General features: G+C 61.7%; 14 protein-coding genes and 1 pseudogene. 6 read left to right on the forward strand and 9 right to left on the reverse strand.

Annotation, left to right across the window (positions count from 1 at the left end; all coding sequences use genetic code 11):
- Positions 1-75: 75 nt before the first annotated feature.
- Positions 76-1,887 carry an AmpG family muropeptide MFS transporter gene (locus NCCP436_RS08850; protein ID WP_220803625.1) on the forward strand — a complete coding sequence of 604 codons (1,812 nt, stop codon included), beginning with the start codon at positions 76-78 and terminating at the stop codon, positions 1,885-1,887.
- A 62-nt stretch (positions 1,888-1,949) separates the two neighbouring features.
- Here NCCP436_RS08850 and NCCP436_RS08855 read toward each other — a convergent pair whose 3' ends face one another.
- The gene (locus NCCP436_RS08855) at positions 1,950-2,429 is read right to left on the reverse strand and encodes a YajQ family cyclic di-GMP-binding protein (protein WP_220803626.1); all 480 of its coding nucleotides are present in this window, start codon (positions 2,427-2,429) and stop codon (positions 1,950-1,952) included.
- 129 nt (positions 2,430-2,558) lie between these two features.
- On the opposite strand from NCCP436_RS08855, the pseudogene NCCP436_RS08860 reads away from it, so the two are divergent.
- From NCCP436_RS08860 to NCCP436_RS08875, 4 genes and pseudogenes are all read left to right on the forward strand, one after another.
- Positions 2,559-3,530, forward strand: a pseudogene (locus tag NCCP436_RS08860) (response regulator); the annotation flags it as partial.
- A complete protein-coding gene (locus NCCP436_RS08865; protein ID WP_220803628.1) occupies positions 3,527-4,438 on the forward strand; it encodes a putative 2-dehydropantoate 2-reductase in 912 nt (303 codons plus the stop codon). The pseudogene NCCP436_RS08860 and the gene NCCP436_RS08865, both read left to right, overlap by 4 nt.
- A gap of 72 nt (positions 4,439-4,510) precedes the next feature.
- Positions 4,511-6,526, forward strand: coding sequence for an ATP-binding protein (locus NCCP436_RS08870; RefSeq protein ID WP_220803629.1), 2,016 nt, complete (start codon positions 4,511-4,513; stop codon positions 6,524-6,526).
- 3 nt (positions 6,527-6,529) lie between these two features.
- On the forward strand, positions 6,530-7,105 hold the full coding sequence (locus NCCP436_RS08875) for a cob(I)yrinic acid a,c-diamide adenosyltransferase (protein ID WP_220803630.1): 576 nt from the start codon (positions 6,530-6,532) through the stop codon (positions 7,103-7,105).
- 30 nt (positions 7,106-7,135) lie between these two features.
- Here the strand turns inward: NCCP436_RS08875 and NCCP436_RS08880 are convergent, their stop codons facing one another.
- The 4 genes from NCCP436_RS08880 to NCCP436_RS08895 all read right to left on the reverse strand — a co-directional run bounded on the left by NCCP436_RS08880 (position 7,136) and on the right by NCCP436_RS08895 (position 13,550).
- Complete coding sequence (locus NCCP436_RS08880; RefSeq protein ID WP_220803631.1) at positions 7,136-8,083, reverse strand: Nudix family hydrolase; 948 nt, start codon at positions 8,081-8,083, stop codon at positions 7,136-7,138.
- A 217-nt stretch (positions 8,084-8,300) separates the two neighbouring features.
- Positions 8,301-9,518, reverse strand: coding sequence for a bifunctional glutamate N-acetyltransferase/amino-acid acetyltransferase ArgJ (gene argJ / locus NCCP436_RS08885; protein ID WP_220803632.1), 1,218 nt, complete (start codon positions 9,516-9,518; stop codon positions 8,301-8,303).
- 150 nt (positions 9,519-9,668) lie between these two features.
- Positions 9,669-12,404: a preprotein translocase subunit SecA gene (secA, locus tag NCCP436_RS08890; RefSeq protein WP_220803633.1), complete on the reverse strand. Its 2,736-nt coding sequence runs from the start codon at positions 12,402-12,404 to the stop codon at positions 9,669-9,671.
- 225 nt (positions 12,405-12,629) lie between these two features.
- On the reverse strand, positions 12,630-13,550 hold the full coding sequence (locus tag NCCP436_RS08895; protein ID WP_220803634.1) for a M23 family metallopeptidase: 921 nt from the start codon (positions 13,548-13,550) through the stop codon (positions 12,630-12,632).
- 77 nt (positions 13,551-13,627) lie between these two features.
- Here NCCP436_RS08895 and NCCP436_RS08900 point away from each other — a divergent pair, with 77 nt between their 5' ends.
- Positions 13,628-14,083, forward strand: coding sequence for a DUF721 domain-containing protein (locus NCCP436_RS08900; RefSeq protein WP_220803635.1), 456 nt, complete (start codon positions 13,628-13,630; stop codon positions 14,081-14,083).
- A gap of 124 nt (positions 14,084-14,207) precedes the next feature.
- Here NCCP436_RS08900 and lpxC read toward each other — a convergent pair whose 3' ends face one another.
- The 4 genes from lpxC to NCCP436_RS08920 all read right to left on the reverse strand — a co-directional run bounded on the left by lpxC (position 14,208) and on the right by NCCP436_RS08920 (position 18,596).
- Positions 14,208-15,119, reverse strand: a complete 912-nt coding sequence (gene lpxC / locus NCCP436_RS08905) for a UDP-3-O-acyl-N-acetylglucosamine deacetylase (protein WP_220803636.1) — start codon at positions 15,117-15,119, stop codon at positions 14,208-14,210.
- Positions 15,120-15,230: 111 nt separating this feature from the next.
- Positions 15,231-16,424, reverse strand: coding sequence for a cell division protein FtsZ (gene ftsZ / locus NCCP436_RS08910; RefSeq protein ID WP_220803637.1), 1,194 nt, complete (start codon positions 16,422-16,424; stop codon positions 15,231-15,233).
- A 42-nt stretch (positions 16,425-16,466) separates the two neighbouring features.
- On the reverse strand, positions 16,467-17,714 hold the full coding sequence (gene ftsA, locus NCCP436_RS08915) for a cell division protein FtsA (RefSeq protein WP_220803638.1): 1,248 nt from the start codon (positions 17,712-17,714) through the stop codon (positions 16,467-16,469).
- Positions 17,715-17,729: 15 nt separating this feature from the next.
- Positions 17,730-18,596, reverse strand: coding sequence for a cell division protein FtsQ/DivIB (locus NCCP436_RS08920; protein WP_220803639.1), 867 nt, complete (start codon positions 18,594-18,596; stop codon positions 17,730-17,732).
- Positions 18,597-18,598: the final 2 nt, after the last annotated feature.

Consider the following 18,598-nt stretch of genomic DNA (forward strand, 5'->3'; position numbering starts at 1 on the left):
CGACACGGCTTGCACTGCAGCGGCAACAGCCCCTAGAGTGCGGGCTTCGAACCACCCCGTCCCAGATTCGAGCCAATGCCACGCACATCCTGGCGAGAAGCCCTCGCTGCCTATGCCAGTCCCGCGACACTGGCGCTGCTCCTGCTCGGTTTTGCCGCCGGCCTGCCCTACATGCTGGTCTTCTCAACCCTCTCGGTGTGGCTGCGCGAGGCCGGCGTAGCCCGGGAAACCATCGGTTTCGCCAGTCTGATCGGCCTCGCCTACGCCTTCAAGTGGGTCTGGGCGCCAATGCTCGACCAATGGCGGCTGCCGCTGCTGGGCAAGCTCGGCCGGCGCCGATCCTGGCTGGTACTATCGCAGTGCCTGATTGCCGCGGGGCTGCTGGGGATGGCCCATTTCGACCCGCAGACCCACCTCAGCACTCTGATTGCCCTGGCCGTGCTGGTGGCCTTCGCCTCGGCCACCCAGGACATCGCTGTGGACGCCTATCGCCTGGAGATCGCCGAAGACAGCCGCCAGGCCGCACTGGCTGCAGCCTATATGGCCGGCTACCGGGTTGCAGCGTTGCTGGCCACCGCTGGCGCGTTATACCTGGCCGAAGGCTTTGGCTCAACCGTAGACAGTTACCAGTTCAGCGCCTGGACCGGCACCTACCTGGTGTTCGCCCTGCTTATGCTGCCGGGACTGATCACCACCCTGTGGATGCGCGAGCCCATCGTTCCGGCACCGATTCGCAGCACTCCTCCCAGACATGGCTTTTTGCACCAGACACTGGCTCTGCTGGCGGTCTTCACTCTGGTGGTGTCGCTGCCGACCATGTTCATCCAGTTCTATCGGAGCGACCTGATGCTGATGCTGCAGGGGCACCTCACCCCGCAGGCACTGTTGTATGAGGATCGCGCCTTCCTACGTGCCATGCTCTACACCACACTGGCCTGCATCTCGGTGTCGGGGCTGGCCTGGGGTGGACTGGCGCCGGTACTGAAAACCGCCACCGAGCGTTACGGTTTCTTCCACCAGTTGTTGTCGGTGCTGTTGCTGATCATCCTGCTGATCTCGCTGCCGGCAATGTTCACCCAGTATTACGATAGCGATCTGCACCTGGTCTGGCACGGTCAGCTCAGCCTGACGGAACTGCTCTACGAAGATCGCGCCTTCCTGCGCGCCCTGCTCTACACCATTCTCGCTGGGCTTTCCATTTCCAGCCTGTTCTGGGGCGGCATGGCGCCAGTGCTAACCCCCATCAACGATTTCATCCTGCGTTATCGCTGGCAGGCCCTGCTGCTACTGGCACTGATCGCCACCTATCGATTGTCAGATACGGTCATGGGCGTCATGGCCAACGTCTTCTATATAGACCAGGGTTTCAGCAAGGATCAGATCGCCAGTGTGAGCAAGCTGTTCGGCCTAGTCATGACCCTGCTCGGGGCCGGCGTGGGCGGCCTTCTGATCGTGCGCTTCGGCATCATGCCGATCCTGCTGGTCGGTGCCGCCGCCTCGGCGCTGACCAACCTGCTGTTCATGCTGCTGGTGAGTATGGGCGCCCATCTGCCGATGCTGATACTGACCATCTCCGCCGACAACTTCAGTGCCGGCCTGGCCACCTCAGCCTTCGTTGCCTACCTGTCGAGCCTCACCAACCTGAAGTTCTCCGCCACTCAGTACGCCCTGCTCAGCTCCATCATGCTGCTGCTGCCCAGACTGATTGGCGGCTACTCCGGGGTGCTGGTGGAAAAACTCGGCTACGCACAGTTCTTCCTCGTCACCGCGCTGATGGGTATCCCGACACTGATTCTGATCCTGATGCAGTGGCGCCGCGACCGCCAGCAAGGGCCTGGCGAACCGCTAGCGACAGACGCCAAAGACTCCGACACGGTCAGAACCTGAAAAAAACCGCGATACCTGACGGCAGTCGCGGTTTTTCTGTCGCCTTCGGCCCCGCAGGCAGATCAGTCGCGGAAGTTGGTGTACTGCAACGGCATGCCGAACTCATGGCCACGCAGCAGAGCGATGGTTTCCTGCAGGTCGTCACGCTTCTTGCCGGTAACCCGTACCTGCTCACCCTGGATAGCGGCCTGCACCTTCAGCTTGGCATCCTTGATATGAGCGACAATCTTCTTCGCCAGCTCCTTGTCGATGCCCTCGCGGAAGATCACCTCCTGCTTCATCACCTTACCCGAAGCGTAGGCATCCTTGATCTCCATGCACTGACAATCAATCTTGCGCTTGACCAGGCTATTGCGCAGGATGTCCAGCACCTGTTCGAGCATGAACTCGGCCTCTGCCGTCACGGTCAGGGTCTTGTCCTTGCTTTCGATGCTGCACTTGCCGCGCAGATCGAAACGCCGCTCGACTTCCTTGATGGCATTGTCGACCGCGTTGGTCAATTCGTGTTTGTCCAGTTCCGACACCACGTCGAAAGAAGGCATGGCTTGCTCCTGTTGCTTGGCGCGACCCTCTTCACGGAGTGAACGCGCCCGACTTGACGTTGACTTTGAGGCGATCATTATAACCGCACTCAGTACCCGCCGTTTGGCGGCCTTCCTTTCCACATCGCGAGCCTGCCCATGCCCAATCCCCATCTCAGCATTCTGGTGGTGGACGATGCCAAGTTTTCCAGTGCCATGATCGGCCGCACCCTGACCCAGGCCGGCTATCAGGATCTGCGCTTTGCCAGCAGTGCCGCCGAAGCGCTGCGGCAACTGGAACAGCGTCCCGCCAGCGTGTTGCTGGCCGACTGGCTGATGCCGGAAATGGATGGCCTGGAACTGACCTCACGGGTACGCCAGCTGGACGAACAGGCCAACCACTACACCTACGTCGTGCTGCTGACCGGCAAGGAGGGCGAAAACGTCCAGAGCGAGGCCTTCGACCGCGGTGTCGACGACTTCATCAGCAAGGCGGCGATGAACGAGCAACTGGTGCCGCGCGTCTACGCTGCCGACCGGCTGTGCAATACGCTGCAGCGCCTGCTCAATGAAAACCGCATGCTGGCGCAGAACATCGCCAGCCTGGAGCAACGCAACCTGATCGACCCGCTCTCTGGCCTGGGCAACCCACGCTATCTACGGCAAAAAATGAGTGACACCCTGCGCCAGATCGAGTCACGTGGCGGCGCACTTTGCTACCTGCTGATCGGCCTGCCGGAAATCAGCCGTCTACGCCACCAGTATGGCGACCAGTTCTACAACGAGCTGCTACAGAACACGGCACGGCGCCTGCAGCAACTGGTACGCCCGCTGGACGTGCTGGCCCGACTGGACGACGAGCACTTTGCCGTGCTCACCCTCATCGACGAGCTTCAGGAATGCTCGCCAGGCAGTTTCAAACGCCTGCATGAAGGGCTCAATCTGAAGGCGTTCAAGACCAGTGAAGGCTTTATCTCGCTCAAGGCCGGCATCGGCCTGATCGGTCTCGATGCCAAGGCCTTGCCCACCACTCCCGAACAGCTGATGCAGCAAGCCGAAGCCCTGCTCAGCGAATCCTATGCCAGTGGCCGGGTAACCACCACGCGCCTGCACCGCTCATGATCTGGCACATACTCGGCGCCGGCAGTCTGGGTACACTCTGGGCGACTCGCCTGGCCAGAGCCGGCCTGCCAGTGCGTCTGATACTACGTGATCCCGCTCGTCTGGCTGCCTACCGAACGGCAGGTGGCCTGCGCCTGAGCGAGGCAGGAAACACGCAGTGTCATGCCCTGGAAGCCGAGCTACCGGCCGGAGAAATGCCCATCCATCGACTGCTGCTGGCCTGCAAGGCCTATGATGCAGAGCCTGCCATCACCGAACTGGCTCCGCGACTGGCAGCAGATGCCGAACTGATCCTGCTGCAGAACGGCCTGGGAAGCCAACAGGCCGTGGCGGATCTGCTGCCGGGACGCCGCTGCCTGTTTGCCTCCAGCACGGAAGGCGCATTCCGCCAGGGCGACTTCGACGTAGTATTTGCCGGCCAGGGTATGACCTGGCTTGGCGACCCAAAAGATCCCCAGCCACCAGCCTGGCTAGCGGATCTGCAACTGGCGGGCATCCCCCACCAATGGAGTCCGGACATCCTCATGCGCTTATGGCGCAAGCTGGCGCTGAACTGCGCGATAAACCCGCTGACAGTGCTGCACGACTGCCGCAACGGCGACTTGCGCAATCTGGCCAGCGAGGTGGCAACCTTATGCGACGAACTGCAACTGTTGCTGCGTGCCTGTGGCCAGAATGCTGCAGCGGAAGGTCTGCACGAGGAGGTGCAGCGGGTGATTACCGCTACGGCTGCCAACTATTCCTCCATGCACCAGGATGTAGCCCGTGGCCGACGCACAGAAATTCGCTACCTGCTCGGCTACGCCTGCAGCGCTGCCCGGCGGCAGGAGCTGCAACTGCCACACCTGCAAGAGCTGCAGCAACGTCTGCAATCCGCATTACAGGCACGTGGTCTGCCTCTGGACTGAGCCACCACAGACATGGAAAAGGCAGCCCTGGCGCGTTACCCTGCCTGCAGATCCTGAACCTGCGACTGCACCATGCGCCTGCGCAAGCACCTTGAGAATCTTCCGGTTGGCCACAAGCTGCTCGCCGCCCTGCTGGTACTGGTAGCCGCCGTGCTGCTGATCGCCAACCTGGCCTTTATCAGTGCTGCCTATTGGATCACCCAACAGAGCATGGCGCCCCAGGCCCTGCATACCCTGGGCAGACTGATTGCCAGCCCGGCGCTGAGCCAGGAAGCCCTGCACTCTTCTGCCTCGGCCGAAGCGCTGCTCAAGCGGCTGGATGATTACACACCACTGCGCGCCGCAGTGATTTACGACAGCAACGGTCACAGCCTGGCGCAACTGCATCGCGGCGAGAAACTGGGCGTACCGCAGCAGCTTGATGAGTTGGAAAGCTGGCGTGAAACAGCCTTTCGCACCAACCTGCTGGTGGAGCTGCCACATCCGAGCGGCAGACCCGGGGCTCTGCTGCTGGTGGCCTCCAGTGAACTGCCGGGGGCTTTCTATACCGGCACCCTGACCGCCAGCCTGGGGATCCTGGCACTAAGCATGCTGCTCTGGTTGCTGGTGGCGCGGCAGATCAAGCGCCTGGTCACCCGGCCGATCCGCAACCTTGAGGAACTGTCCCGCCAGGTCACCCGCGAGGAAAACTACGCCCTGCGCGCCGAGCGTGGCAACGCTGACGAAATCGGCCGCCTGGCCGACGCCTTCAACACCATGCTGATGCGCATGGAGGCTCGCGAGCAGCAGCTCCGCCGCGCCCGCGACGATGCCCAGCGGGCCTTTGATCAGGCCCAGAGCCTGGCCGAGGAAACCCGCCACTCCAACCGCAAGCTGGAACGGGAAGTACAGGTGCGCAGCAAGATCGAGCAAAAGCTCACCGGTTTCCAGAACTACCTCAACAGTATCATCGACTCCATGCCTTCGGCACTGATCGCGCTCGACGAACAGCTCTACGTCACCCAGTGGAATCAGGAGGCCAGCACCCTGTCCGGTACCAGCCTGAACGAGGCAATGAACCAGCCGGTGTTTCTTGCCTTTCCACCACTCAAGCCCTATCTCGACAAGCTGCGCAACACCGCAGAACAGCACCGGGTAGAGAAGATCGAACGAGTGACCTGGCCCAAGGACGACGAACCCCGCCACTACGCCCTGACCTTCTATCCGCTGATGGGAGGCAACGGTCGCGGCGTGGTGATCCGCATTGATGACATCACCCAGCGCCTGTCGCTTGAGGAAATGATGGTGCAGTCGGAGAAGATGCTCTCGGTCGGCGGTCTGGCGGCCGGCATGGCCCACGAAATCAACAATCCGCTGGGTGCCATCCTGCACAACGTGCAGAACATTCGCCGGCGCCTGTCGCCCGAACTGGAGAAAAACCGCGAGCAGGCGGAACACTCCGGTATCAGTCTGCAGGCAATCGAACACTACCTGCAGGCTCGCGAGATCCCACGCTTGCTCGACGGTATCCAGCACGCCGGTCAACGCGCCGCCAAAATAGTCACCCACATGCTCAGTTTCAGCCGCCGCAGCGACCGCCAACTGGCCCCCTGCGAACTCCCCGCGCTGATCGATCAGGCACTGGAGATCGCCAGCAACGACTTCGATCTGGCCGACAGCTTCGACTTCAAGACGCTGCAGATCAACCGTGAATTCGACCCAGGTTTAGGCAGCGTGCCGGCTACCGCCAACGAACTGGAACAAGTGCTGCTCAATCTGCTGAAGAACGCCGCCCAGGCCATTCACCAGCGCGACGATGCCAGTGAAGCCGGGCGCATCACTCTGCGCACACGCCAGGTCGGCAACTGGGCAGAGATCCAGGTGGAGGACAACGGCACCGGCATGAGCGAAGCCGTGCGCAAGCGTATTTTCGAGCCCTTCTTCACCACCAAGGAGGTGGGTCAGGGTACCGGGCTTGGCCTGGCCGTTTCCTACTTCATCATCACCAACAACCACAAAGGCCAGATGGAAGTGCAATCGGTTGCCGGACAAGGCACCTGCTTCACTCTGCGCCTGCCTCTCAATTCTCCTTCCAGCACAGGACAATGACTCATGGGCTACCGCCTGTCCCGCATCTACACCCGCACCGGCGACCGCGGTGAAACCGGCCTGGCCGACGGCCGCCGCGTCAGCAAGGATCACCCGCGAATCACCGCCATCGGCGAGCTCGACATGCTCAACAGCCAGCTCGGCCTACTGCTGGCAGAGCTACAACTGGCCGGTTCCGGGCACCCTTCGCTGGGTGAACTACACGAAGTACTTGCACCCTGCCAGCATCGCCTGTTCGACCTCGGTGGCGAGTTGGCAATGCCTGACTACCAGGCCCTGCAGATGGACGAGGTGGAGCGTCTGGAAACAGCCATAGACCGCTGGAACGAAGAAGTCGGCCCACTGGAAAACTTCATTCTTCCCGGCGGCTCACGGCTGGTGGCCATGGCCCATGTCTGCCGCAGCCAGGCACGCAGCGCCGAACGCCACTGCCAGCACCTCAACGCCGAGGAGCCGCTGCGCGCTGAGGGGCTGGCCTACCTCAACCGGCTCTCCGACCTGCTGTTCGTCGCCGCCCGCCTGATTGCACGGCGCACCGGCGTAGCCGAAATCCTCTGGCGGGCTGCCACCAAGCCCTAGATCACAGCAGGAACGCGAGAGTTCCGCTTCTCAGCCCTGCCGCGGCCAGAAGGCCCGGATGCCGGCTACCCCCTGCGCACCGGTCTGCCAGGCCCTTGCCTCGTCCTGCGGGCCGATACCACCGAGCAGATAGGCGGGAATATTGCTCTGCTGCAGCAACTCGGTGACGGCCTCCCAGCCCAGCGGGGCGGCCTCGGGGTGACTGGCCGTGGCTTGTACCGGCGACAGGGTGACGAAATCCACCCCCATCTGCGCCGCCAGCGCCAACTCTTCGGCTCCATGGCAGGAAGCAGCCAGCCAGCGCTCAGACGGGAAGGGACGTCCATTGGCAGCATAGCGGCGCAGCTGTTCGGCCGTCAGATGCCAGCCGGCCGCAGGAAAGTCGCCAAGCCACTCCAACGGTCCCTTGAGCATCAGTTGCGCCTTGCCGGCGCACAGGCCCTGGATATCCACGGCAAGATCACGGTACTGCGGATCGAACATTCCGGGCGCACGCAGCTGTATCATCCGCGCCCCCTGCTCCAGTGCCGCGCGCACCCCCGCGATCAGCTCGGCAGGCTCAAGCCCGTCCGGAGTGATCAGATAGCGCGATGGCAGGCTGGCAGCGGCCACGATCGGCTGGTTGGCCGCAGGGAACTCGTAGCTACCCAGCTCCCGCGGGCGCACCCAGACCAGTGGCTGCCCTTCGACGCCATGCGGCTCACCGTTAAAGGCTGTGACCTTCCACACGTCCAGCAGTACCCGCTTATCCGGGTAATCGTGACGAACCTGAATCAGCGGACGCGCTTCAGTCGGACGGATTCCCAGCTCCTCTTCCAGCTCACGGGCCAGGGCGAGGCGCACATCTTCGCCGTCTTCCACCTTGCCCCCCGGGAACTCCCAAAGCCCGCCCTGATGCTTGTCCTGCGGACGGCGGGCAATAAGGATGCGACCATCTTCGGCCTGAATGACCGCTACGGCCACATGAATGCGCTTCATCCACGAATCTCCTTAAGGTCGGCCTGCCAGCTCTTAAAAGCCGGCCACCGATAGAAGGTCTCGACATAATCGCCGCCATTCCGCCAGGCGGTAGCTGCGGCAGCGGCTCTTCTCGGCAAATAGCCGAGCTTGCGGACGTTGAAAGCCCCTGCCGCAAAACACAAATTCCCGCTGCTCCTCGGGCATGGGCGGCGGGAATAGCGGAGCCGAAAAGCGCTCAGGTGCGGTATTCGGCGTTGATTTTCACATACTCGTGGGACAGATCTGTGGTCCAGATAGTCTCACTGCAGCTACCACGCCCCAGCTCGATGCGAATGGTGATTTCCTCGCGAGCCATCACCGCAGCGCCCTGCTCCTCGGTGTAGCTGGCGGCACGACAACCCTTGCTGGCAATGCAGACCTCACCGAGGAACACATCGATCTTGCCCACGTCCAGCTGCGGAACACCGGCATAGCCGACAGCCGCGAGGATACGCCCCCAGTTGGGGTCAGAAGCAAACAGCGCGGTCTTGATCAGCGGCGAGTGAGCCACGGCGTAGGCGACATCCAGGCACTCCTGATGGGTGCCTCCACCGTTGACCTGTACGGTGACGAACTTGGTAGCCCCCTCACCGTCACGGACGATGGCCTGCGCCACCTCCATGGACACCTCGAACACTGCCTGCCTGAGCTTGGCGAACAGTTCGCCGCTGGCCTCGGTGATTTCCGGCAGCGCCGCCTGGCCGGTGGCGATCAGCATGCAGCAGTCGTTGGTGGAGGTATCTCCATCAATGGTGATGCGGTTGAACGACTTGTTCGCCGCATCGCGCACCAGATCCTGCAGCACGCCTTTGGCCACCTTCGCGTCGGTGGCAATGTAACCGAGCATGGTGGCCATGTTCGGCCGGATCATCCCGGCACCCTTGGAGATACCGGTAACGGTGATGGTCACACCGTCATGAACGAACTGGCGACTGGCCCCCTTGGGTTGGGTGTCGGTGGTCATGATGCCGGTGGCAGCAGCTTCCCAGTTATCCTCGCGCAGATCGTCCAGAGCAGCCTGAAGTACGGCCTCGATTTTCTCCACCGGCAGCGGCTCGCCGATCACCCCAGTGGAGAACGGCAGTACGGCACTTTCCGCCACTCCGGCCAGCTCGGCCAGGCGGGCGCAGGCACGGCGGGCACGGGCCAGGCCGTCGGCACCTGTACCGGCGTTGGCGTTACCGGTGTTGGTCAGCAGATAGCGCACCTCACCCCCCAAGCGCTCGCGGGTAATCAGTACCGGCGCGGCACAGAAGGCATTGGTGGTGGTCACCCCGGCAATCCGCGAGCCTTCGGCACATCGCATCACCACCACATCCTTGCGTCCGGGTCGCTTGATACCGGCTGAAGCGACGCCCAGTTCAAAACCTGGAACCGGATGCAGGGTAGACAGCGGGCCAAGACCAACAGCCATGAGGAACGCTCCTTCAGTACGGGGGCGGCCGCCGTAGCGGCCTGACGGGAAAGACAAAACGCCGCGAGCGGAAAAACCGGTCGCGGCGTCCATTAAGGCGCCAACAGCATAGCCGAAGCGCCTTCTACTGCAAGCTGTCAGGCCGTCGGATCAGCTGATCTGGCCGTGGCAGTGCTTGTATTTTTTGCCGGAACCGCAGGGGCACGGCTCATTGCGGCCGACCCGCTTCTCGACTCGCAGCGGAGCATTGGCCACCGCTACCTCGGACTCCTCGCCACCGTCCTGCTCGGTCGCCAGAGCCGATGCCTCGGCATGCTGGAACTGCATACGCTCGGCCAGCGCCTCGGCCTCGCGGCGCAGACGCGCCTCCTCCTCGGCCGGATCCTCACGACGAACCTGCACATGGGACAGCACGCGGATAGTGTCGCGCTTGATGGACTCGAGCAACTCCTGGAACAGGCTGAAGGATTCGCGCTTGTACTCCTGCTTCGGGTTCTTCTGCGCATAACCGCGCAGATGAATGCCATGACGCAGGTGATCCATGGTGGACAGGTGATCCTTCCACAGGTCGTCCAGCACCCGCAGCAGCATCTGCTTCTCGAAAGCACGCAGGGTCTCGGCGCCGGCCAGGGCTTCTTTCTCCTGATAGGCAGCCAACAGCTCGGCGAGGATGCGCTCACGCAGGGTCTCCTCGTAGAGCTTGTCGTCCTCGTCAAGCCACTGCTGCAGCGGCAACTGCAGGCCAAAATCGCTGTACAGCGTGGCTTCCAGCCCCGGAATGTCCCACTGTTCGGCCATAGACTGCGGTGGAATGTGGTTGTTGATGGCCGCAGTCAACACTTCCTCGCGGAATTCGGCGATGGTCTCACCAACATCGTCGGCGGCCAGCAGGCTGTTGCGCATGTGGTAGATAACCTTGCGCTGCTCGTTGGCCACGTCGTCGTATTCCAGCAACTGCTTACGCATGTCGAAGTTGCGCCCTTCGACCTTGCGCTGGGCCTTCTCGATGGCATTGGTGACCATGCGGTGCTCGATGGCCTCGCCGGACTGCATGCCGAGCGCTTTCATGAAGTTCTTCACCCGATCCGAGGCGAAGATGCGCATCAGACTGTCTTCCAGCGACAGGTAGAAGCGACTGGAGCCCGGGTCGCCCTGACGACCGGCACGACCACGCAACTGGTTGTCGATGCGGCGGGATTCGTGACGCTCGGAAGCAATCACGTGCAGACCGCCAGCCTCGATTACCTGCTGGTGGCGCTTCTGCCAGTCGGCCTTGATCTGCGCGACCTGCTCGTCGGTCGGATTTTCCAGCGCGGCAACTTCCACCTCCCAGTTTCCGCCGAGAAGGATGTCGGTACCGCGACCGGCCATGTTGGTGGCGATGGTCACTGCCCCAGGACGACCGGCCTGGGCAATGATTTCTGCCTCCTTGTCATGGTATTTGGCATTAAGCACCTTGTGCTCAATACCTTCACGCTGCAGCAGCTGACTGACGTACTCGGAGGTCTCGATCGAGGCCGTGCCGACCAGAACCGGGCGACCGAGGCCCTGGCACTCCTTGATGTCGGCAATGATCGCCTGATACTTCTCCTCCTGAGTCAGATAGACTAGGTCATTGAAGTCCTTACGGGCGATCGGCTTGTTGGTGGGAATCACCACCACATCCAGACCATAGATCTGACGGAACTCGAAAGCCTCGGTGTCAGCAGTACCGGTCATGCCGGACAGCTTGCTGTAGAGGCGGAAGTAGTTCTGGAAGGTAGTCGAGGCCAGGGTCTGGCTCTCGGCCTGAATCTGCACTCCTTCCTTGGCCTCGATGGCCTGGTGCAGGCCCTCGGACAGTCGGCGGCCCGGCATGGTACGGCCGGTGTGCTCGTCAATCAGGATTACCTGGCCGTTCTGTACGATGTACTCGACGTTGCGATGGAACAGCTTGTGCGCGCGCAGACCAGCGTAGACATGGGTCAGCAGACCAAGATTGTGCGCCGAGTACAGGCTCTCTCCTTCAGTCAGCAGACCGGCTGCGGTGAGCATTTCCTCGACATACTGGTGACCGGCCTCATTGAGCTCGACCTGGCGAACCTTCTCGTCGACCTTGTAGTGACCTTCCTGGGTGACCACGCCCTCCTCTTCCTCAATATGCTGCTTGAGGCGCGGGATCAGCTTGTTGATTTCGATATACAGCTTGGAGCTGTCCTCGGCCTGACCGGAGATGATCAGCGGAGTCCGGGCCTCGTCGATAAGAATGGAGTCCACCTCGTCGATCACTGCGAAATTCAGCTCACGCTGGAACTTGTCTTCCAGGCTGAAGGCCATGTTGTCGCGCAGGTAGTCGAAGCCAAATTCGTTGTTGGTGCCATAGGTGATGTCGGCGGCGTAGGCGGCACGCTTTTCCTGCGGCGGCTGAAAGGGCGTGACGATGCCCACCGACAGGCCGAGGAACTCGTATAGCGGACGCATCCAGTTGGCATCACGGCGGGCCAGGTATTCGTTCACCGTCACCACGTGCACTCCTTTGCCGGACAGAGCATTGAGGTAAACAGCCAAGGTGCCCACCAAGGTTTTGCCCTCACCGGTGCGCATTTCGGCGATCTTGCCCTCGTGCAGAGTCATACCGCCGATCAGCTGAACATCGAAGTGGCGCATGCCCATCACCCGCTTGCCAGCCTCACGGCACACGGCAAAAGCTTCGGGAAGCAACTGATCGAGTGTTTCGCCCTTGGCCAGGCGGGCCTTGAACTCTTCGGTCTTGCCGCGCAGTTGCTCGTCCGAGAGGGCGATCATCTGCTCTTCGAGGGCGTTGACGGCCTGTACCGTCTTGAGCATGCGTTTTACATCACGCTCATTCTTGCTTCCGAAAAGTTTTTTCAAAAGAGGCGCAAACATATCGACAGGATCTTCCAGCGAATGGATGGAGGCCGGCGAAAAACCGGCCATGGCTGCGGGCGAAGGGATCATTCTACCCGGAAAAGTCGGGGAGGAAAGTGACGTTGTCAGCCCAATGTGCCCCCAAAGTGACACGAACCGGGCACGACGGTAACGTCGCCGCGACCAGGCATGAAGGTCGAGATGGGGACGCTGGCGCACAATTCAAGGGGGCAAGCTGCCCTGTCACTCACTGTCGTCCGCCCTCGCGATGTACAGGGCCGGATTGACCTGACGGCCATCCTTGCTGACTTCGAAATGCACGTGATAACCGGTGGAGCGACCGCTACGCCCCACCTTGGCAATGGTCTGACCGCGCCGCACCAGATCTCCGATCTGCACCAGATTGCTCTGGTTGTGCGCATAGAGCGTCACGTAGCCGTCGGCGTGGCTGATCTCCACGGTATTGCCATAGCCACTCTTTCTGCCGGAGTAGGTCACCACCCCGGCAGCAACCGCAACGACATCGCTACCGGGCTTGGCGGCGAAGTCCATGCCTCTGTGAATACTGACTCGCCCCGTCAGGGGATGCACGCGACGGCCAAACGGTGACGACACGTAGCCCTGCAGCACCGGCCGACCGGAAAGTGTCTCGGCCTCACTCAGGCGTCGCTCGCCAAGCACCTGCTCAAGAACCTTCAACTGATGCTCACGACTCTCGACCTGCAGTGCCAGCTCATCCAGGGTCTCCATGAACGGCGGTGCTGCATAGGCCGGAGCGCCAAACGCCTCCTCGCCCCCCCCCTGACCGACGCTGAGAGAAAAGTCGAACTCTCCGGCATCCAGCTCCGCCAGCTCGGTCAGTCGCTCCCCCAAAGCGTCAAGCCGCGTCAGACGCGCCTGCAGCTCGGCCACATGCACGGCAAAGGCATCCAGCTGGCGCTGGGCATCCTGGCGCAGCATCCCGACCTGCTCACGCTGACGATCCAGCGCCTCGGCCAGAGAGTTATCGACTGCCACCTCGGGCATCAGCCAGCGGGCCCCCAATGTGGCACCAACGCCCATGCTGGCAGCCAGGAGCAGGAAGAGCGCCAGCAACAGCCAGCCCAGGTTCAGGCTGATGGTGCGGGCCGAGCCGTTCCGACCGTTGAGAAGAATGATATGCATGATGCCCCTCCCGACAGAGCACGAAGCGGCAGCAGGCTCTGCTACCATGAGGGTTCTGTAATTCAAGGCCTCCTGCCATGACGTTCCGTCCCTTGCCGGCCCAGGCGCCTGCTACGCTGCTACGCGAAGCCAAGCCCCTGAAAGCGCTATTCGGTCAGACCCAGCGCCTGACACATCTGCAGCGTCTTGTCGAAAGCCAGCTGCAGCCTGCTGCCCGGGCGCACTGTCATGTTGCGTCCTGGAACAATGGCTGCCTACTCCTGATTGTGACCGACGGTCACTGGGCAACACGCCTGCGCTACCAGCAGAAAAGACTGCTGCGTCAATTGCAGACGCTCGAAGAATTCGCGAACTTAACGAAAATTCTGTTCAAGGTGCAACCGCGCACAGGTCATAACCGTGAAGCTGCGCGCACTCCGCAACTGTCGAGCCTGGCAGCCGAATACCTCCAGTCCACCGCCGAAGGCATCCGTGATCCGCGCCTGCGTGCTGCCCTTGAGCGACTGGCCAGTCATGGAAAAAAGGACGCCTGAGACAAACTTGCCATTCGTCGGATAATCCGGAAAGCCCCAACCGAACCATCCGAACAAAATGCGGTGGCCCCAAAAAAACGGCCACCCGAAGGTGGCCGCCAATTGGAACAGGAAAGAGAGTTCGCTACACGGCCGCAACCGGACGCATGTAGGAGATTGGCGCGAGCGTGGCGTCCTCGAAGGTCACCATCTCCCAGGCATCAGTCTGTTCGATCAGGCTGCGCAACAAACGATTGTTCAGCGCATGACCGGACTTGAAGCCTTTGAACTCGCCAATCAGGCTGTAACCCAGCAGATACAGGTCGCCGATCGCATCGAGAATCTTGTGTTTGACGAACTCGTCCTCGTAACGCAGGCCGTCTTCGTTGAGCACGCGGTTCTCGTCGACCACGATGGCGTTTTCCACGCTACCGCCGAGTGCCAGGTTCTGCGAACGCAGGAACTCGATGTCACGCATAAAGCCGAAGGTGCGGGCCCGGCTGACCTCCTTGACGAAGGAGGTGCTGGAAAAGTCCACACTGGCGCTCTGCGTGCGGTTGCGGAACACCGGATGATCGAAGTCGATCTCGAAGCTCACCTTGAACCCGTCGAAGGGCACGAAGGTGGCGCGCTTGTCGCCCTCCTCCACAGTCACTTCGCGCAGGATGCGGATGAACTTCTTCGGCGCGTCCTGCTCCTGCAGGCCGGCGGATTGAATCAGGAATACAAAGGGACCGGCGCTGCCATCCATGATCGGCACTTCGGATGCGGAGAGCTCGACGTAGGCGTTATCGATGCCCAGGCCTGCCATGGCCGAAAGCAAATGCTCTACCGTATCCACCTTGACATCACCATTGACCAAAGTGGTCGACATGGTGGTTTCACCGACGTTACCGGCCAGCGCGCGGATTTCCACCACGGGGTCGAGGTCGGTGCGACGGAACACGATGCCGGTATCCACCGGTGCCGGCTTCAGGGTCAGGTAGACCTTCTCCCCCGAGTGCAGGCCAACGCCGGTGGCACGGATGATGTTCTTCAGGGTGCGTTGTCTGATCATGGCTTGGCCGCTATAGCGCTAGTTGCGAACTGTTTTCAACAATGGTCGGTGATGATAGCAGAACCGATCTTTGCTGAACACCAATCAGCCCTATACTCCTGATACACTCCATCAATCAGCCTGACGACGCAGAAACGCCGGAATATCCAGATAATCCAGATCTTCCTGGGTATTGAGCTTGGCCGCAGTGGCCGCGCCGCTGTGACTCTGACGCTGCACGGTGGGACGCTCGTAGTCCTTGTAGTTCACCGTCTGCTCGCTGCGCACGGGCGCGGCAGTCTGCTGGGCAGCCGGCTGACTGACGGCGACCTGTACCGTGTTGTCGACTACCTTGACCGGCTTCTCCATGCGCGCACCGAGACCAGTGGCAACCACGGTCACGTGCAGCTCATCGCGCATGTCGGCGTCGATCACGGTACCGACTTTGACAGTGGCATGCTCGGAGGCGAACTGCTCAATGATGCTACCTACGTCGGAGTATTCACCCAGCGACAGATCCGGACCAGCAGTGATGTTCACCAGAATACCGCGGGCGCCCTGCAGGTTGACGTCTTCCAGCAGCGGGTTGCGAATGGCCGCTTCGGTGGCCTCGCGGGCACGGTTCGGACCACTGGCGCAGCCAGTGCCCATCATCGCCATGCCCATCTCGCTCATGACGGTCTTCACGTCAGCAAAGTCGACGTTGATCATGCCCGGACGCTTGATGATGTCGGAAATGCCCCGCACGGCACCGGCCAGCACATCGTCAGCCTTGGCAAAGGCAGACAGCAGGCTGGCGTCCTTGCCGAGGATGGTCAGCAGCTTCTCGTTGGGAATGGTGATCAGCGAATCAACGCTCTCGGCCAGCGCACGAATGCCTTCTTCGGCAATCTGCATACGCTTTCTGCCTTCGAACGGGAACGGCCGGGTAACCACGGCCACAGTGAGGATGCCCAGTTCCTTGGCCACCTCGGCGATCACCGGAGCAGCGCCGGTACCGGTACCACCACCCATACCAGTGGTGATGAACACCATGTCGGTGCCGGCAAGCACTTCAGCGATGCGCTCACGATCTTCCAGGGCAGCCTGACGGCCTACTTCCGGATTGGCGCCGGCACCCAGTCCTTTGGTCACGCCCGGGCCGAGCTGCAGCACGGTGCGCGCACCGATGTTCTTCAGCGCCTGAGCATCGGTGTTGGCGCAGATGAACTCGACTCCCTCGATGTTGCTGGCCGCCATGTGATTGACCGCGTTGCCGCCGCCACCACCGACACCGATGACCTTGATCACCGCGCTCTGCGGAATATTGTCTACGAGTTCGAACATGATCCCTCTCCTTTCCTTTTTAGTTGTAACGCCTACTGCAAATCAGAAATTGCCTTGTACCCAGCGCTTGATGCGCTCGAGTACCGGGGGTTTGCCTTCGTCCTGATAAGGACTGCCCACCGACATGGAAATGCCATCGTTCTGCTTCTGCAGCCCGTACAGCAGCAGTCCCACGCCAGTGGAATAAATCGGGTTGCGCACTACGTCGGCCATGCCTTTGATGCTGTGCGGCACGCCCAGACGCACGGGCATGTGGAAAATTTCTTCGGCCAGTTCCACCGCACCTTCCATCTTCGCCGTACCACCGGTCAGCACGATGCCGGCCGGAATCAGATCCTCGTAACCGCTGCGTCGCAGTTCGGCCTGGATCAGGGTGAACAGCTCGTCATAACGCGGCTCGACCACTTCGGCCAGCGATTGACGCGACAAATCACGCGGCGGCCGGTCACCGACGCTCGGCACCTTGATGGTTTCCCCTGCACCGGCCAGCTTGGCCAGGGCGCAGGCATAGCGGATCTTGATTTCCTCGGCGTACTGGGTCGGGGTACGCAGGGCCATGGCGATGTCGTTGGTGACCTGGTCGCCGGCAATCGGAATCACCGCAGTGTGGCGGATCGCACCTTCGGTGAAGATGGCGATGTCAGTGGTGCCGCCACCGATGTCCACCAGGCACACGCCCAGCTCCTTCTCGTCCTCGGTCAGTACCGAATAGGCCGAAGCCAACTGTTCGAGAATGATGTCATCCACCTCCAGACCACAGCGGCGCACACACTTCTCGATGTTCTGCGCAGCATTGGTGGCGCAGGTGACCACATGCACCTTGGCCTCCAGGCGCACTCCGGACATGCCCAGCGGTTCGCGTACACCCTCCTGGTTGTCGATCACATAGTCCTGCGCCAGGGTATGCAGCACGCGCTGGTCGGCCGGAATGGCGACAGCCTGGGCGGCGTCGAGCACGCGTTCGATATCCGCCGGGCTCACCTCACGATCGCGAATGGCGACAATTCCGTGGCTGTTGAGGCTGCGGATATGGTTGCCGGCCAGGCCGACGAAAGCCGAGTGAATACGGCAACCAGCCATCAGTTGCGCCTCTTCCACGGCGCGCTGAATCGACGCCACGGTGGACTCGATATTGACCACCACCCCCTTCTTCAACCCACGCGACGGGTGAGTGCCGATACCGACGATCTCCAATTGGCCATCGGCCGTCACCTCACCTACCAGCGCCACTACCTTGGAGGTCCCGATATCCAGGCCAACGATCATCTTGCCGCTCTGCGCGCTACCCATTAGTCCTGTCTCTCCTCAATTCACTTTCTGCTCGGCCGCAGCCGGCTCCATCGGCTCGCGCCAGGCCACGGCCAGGCCATTGGCGTAGCGCAGGTCGATGCGCGCGATGTTCGCGCTCTTATCAATTAGTTCCCGCTCGTAGATGGCGGCGAAGCGACGCATCTTTTCCACCACGTGATCACGCCCCAGCAGGATGTCGATGCGCTGTCCGCTGGTATTCTCGATGGCCGAAAGGAACCAGCTGCCACGCTCGCGCAGCTGCAGTCCGGCCACGGTGAAGCCCATCGGCCGCAGAAGCTGACTGAGCATCTGATACTGCTGCATCACCCTGGTCTGCGCCCGGGTCGGCCCCGAAAGCTGTGGCAGATGCTGATAGTTATTCAGCTCCTGCGGAGCGAAAGCCTGCCCCTGGTTGTTGAGCAATGCTTCGTCGCCCCAGCGGGCGATGGGCAATTGTTCATCTAGGTGCACTTCGATCCGATCCGGCCAGACCCGCCGTACTTCGGCATGGGCGATCCAGGGCATACGCTCGAGCTCCTCACGCATGCTGGCGAGGTCGACGCGGAAGAAGCTCGCCTCGATAAACGGTGCAATACGCCGCTGTACAGCCTCTTGACTGACATAGGCCAGATCACCCTGCACACTGATTCGCGCAATCGGCCGATCCACATAAGGCAGAAGCCGCTGTGCGCCCTCGTAGGCACCGACACCCAGTCCGACCAGCAACAGCGGCCAGAGCAACCGCCGCATCCAGGAGAAATCCGGCCTGGGCAAGCGCTGGCGCAGCGGTTCCTTGGCCACCAGACGGCTGGCACCGCGCGGCGCGGGCTTGCCGCGCAGCGGAGCCCTCAGCGAGTCCTGGTGACGCAAAGCCACTGTCATGA

It is taken from the genome of Pseudomonas sp. NCCP-436 (assembly GCF_019656335.1).
In the GTDB taxonomy this organism is placed as follows: Bacteria; Pseudomonadota; Gammaproteobacteria; order Pseudomonadales; family Pseudomonadaceae; genus Aquipseudomonas.

Coding starts and splice junctions, on each gene's coding strand:
- NCCP436_RS08850 (WP_220803625.1), top strand. CDS start 76: ATGCCACGCACATCCTGGCGAGAAGCCCTCGCTGCCTATGCCAGTCCC.
- NCCP436_RS08855 (WP_220803626.1), bottom strand. CDS start 2,429: ATGCCTTCTTTCGACGTGGTGTCGGAACTGGACAAACACGAATTGACC.
- NCCP436_RS08865 (WP_220803628.1), top strand. CDS start 3,527: ATGATCTGGCACATACTCGGCGCCGGCAGTCTGGGTACACTCTGGGCG.
- NCCP436_RS08870 (WP_220803629.1), top strand. CDS start 4,511: ATGCGCCTGCGCAAGCACCTTGAGAATCTTCCGGTTGGCCACAAGCTG.
- NCCP436_RS08875 (WP_220803630.1), top strand. CDS start 6,530: ATGGGCTACCGCCTGTCCCGCATCTACACCCGCACCGGCGACCGCGGT.
- NCCP436_RS08880 (WP_220803631.1), bottom strand. CDS start 8,083: ATGAAGCGCATTCATGTGGCCGTAGCGGTCATTCAGGCCGAAGATGGT.
- argJ (WP_220803632.1), bottom strand. CDS start 9,518: ATGGCTGTTGGTCTTGGCCCGCTGTCTACCCTGCATCCGGTTCCAGGT.
- secA (WP_220803633.1), bottom strand. CDS start 12,404: ATGTTTGCGCCTCTTTTGAAAAAACTTTTCGGAAGCAAGAATGAGCGT.
- NCCP436_RS08895 (WP_220803634.1), bottom strand. CDS start 13,550: ATGCATATCATTCTTCTCAACGGTCGGAACGGCTCGGCCCGCACCATC.
- NCCP436_RS08900 (WP_220803635.1), top strand. CDS start 13,628: ATGACGTTCCGTCCCTTGCCGGCCCAGGCGCCTGCTACGCTGCTACGC.
- lpxC (WP_220803636.1), bottom strand. CDS start 15,119: ATGATCAGACAACGCACCCTGAAGAACATCATCCGTGCCACCGGCGTT.
- ftsZ (WP_220803637.1), bottom strand. CDS start 16,424: ATGTTCGAACTCGTAGACAATATTCCGCAGAGCGCGGTGATCAAGGTC.
- ftsA (WP_220803638.1), bottom strand. CDS start 17,714: ATGGGTAGCGCGCAGAGCGGCAAGATGATCGTTGGCCTGGATATCGGG.
- NCCP436_RS08920 (WP_220803639.1), bottom strand. CDS start 18,596: ATGACAGTGGCTTTGCGTCACCAGGACTCGCTGAGGGCTCCGCTGCGC.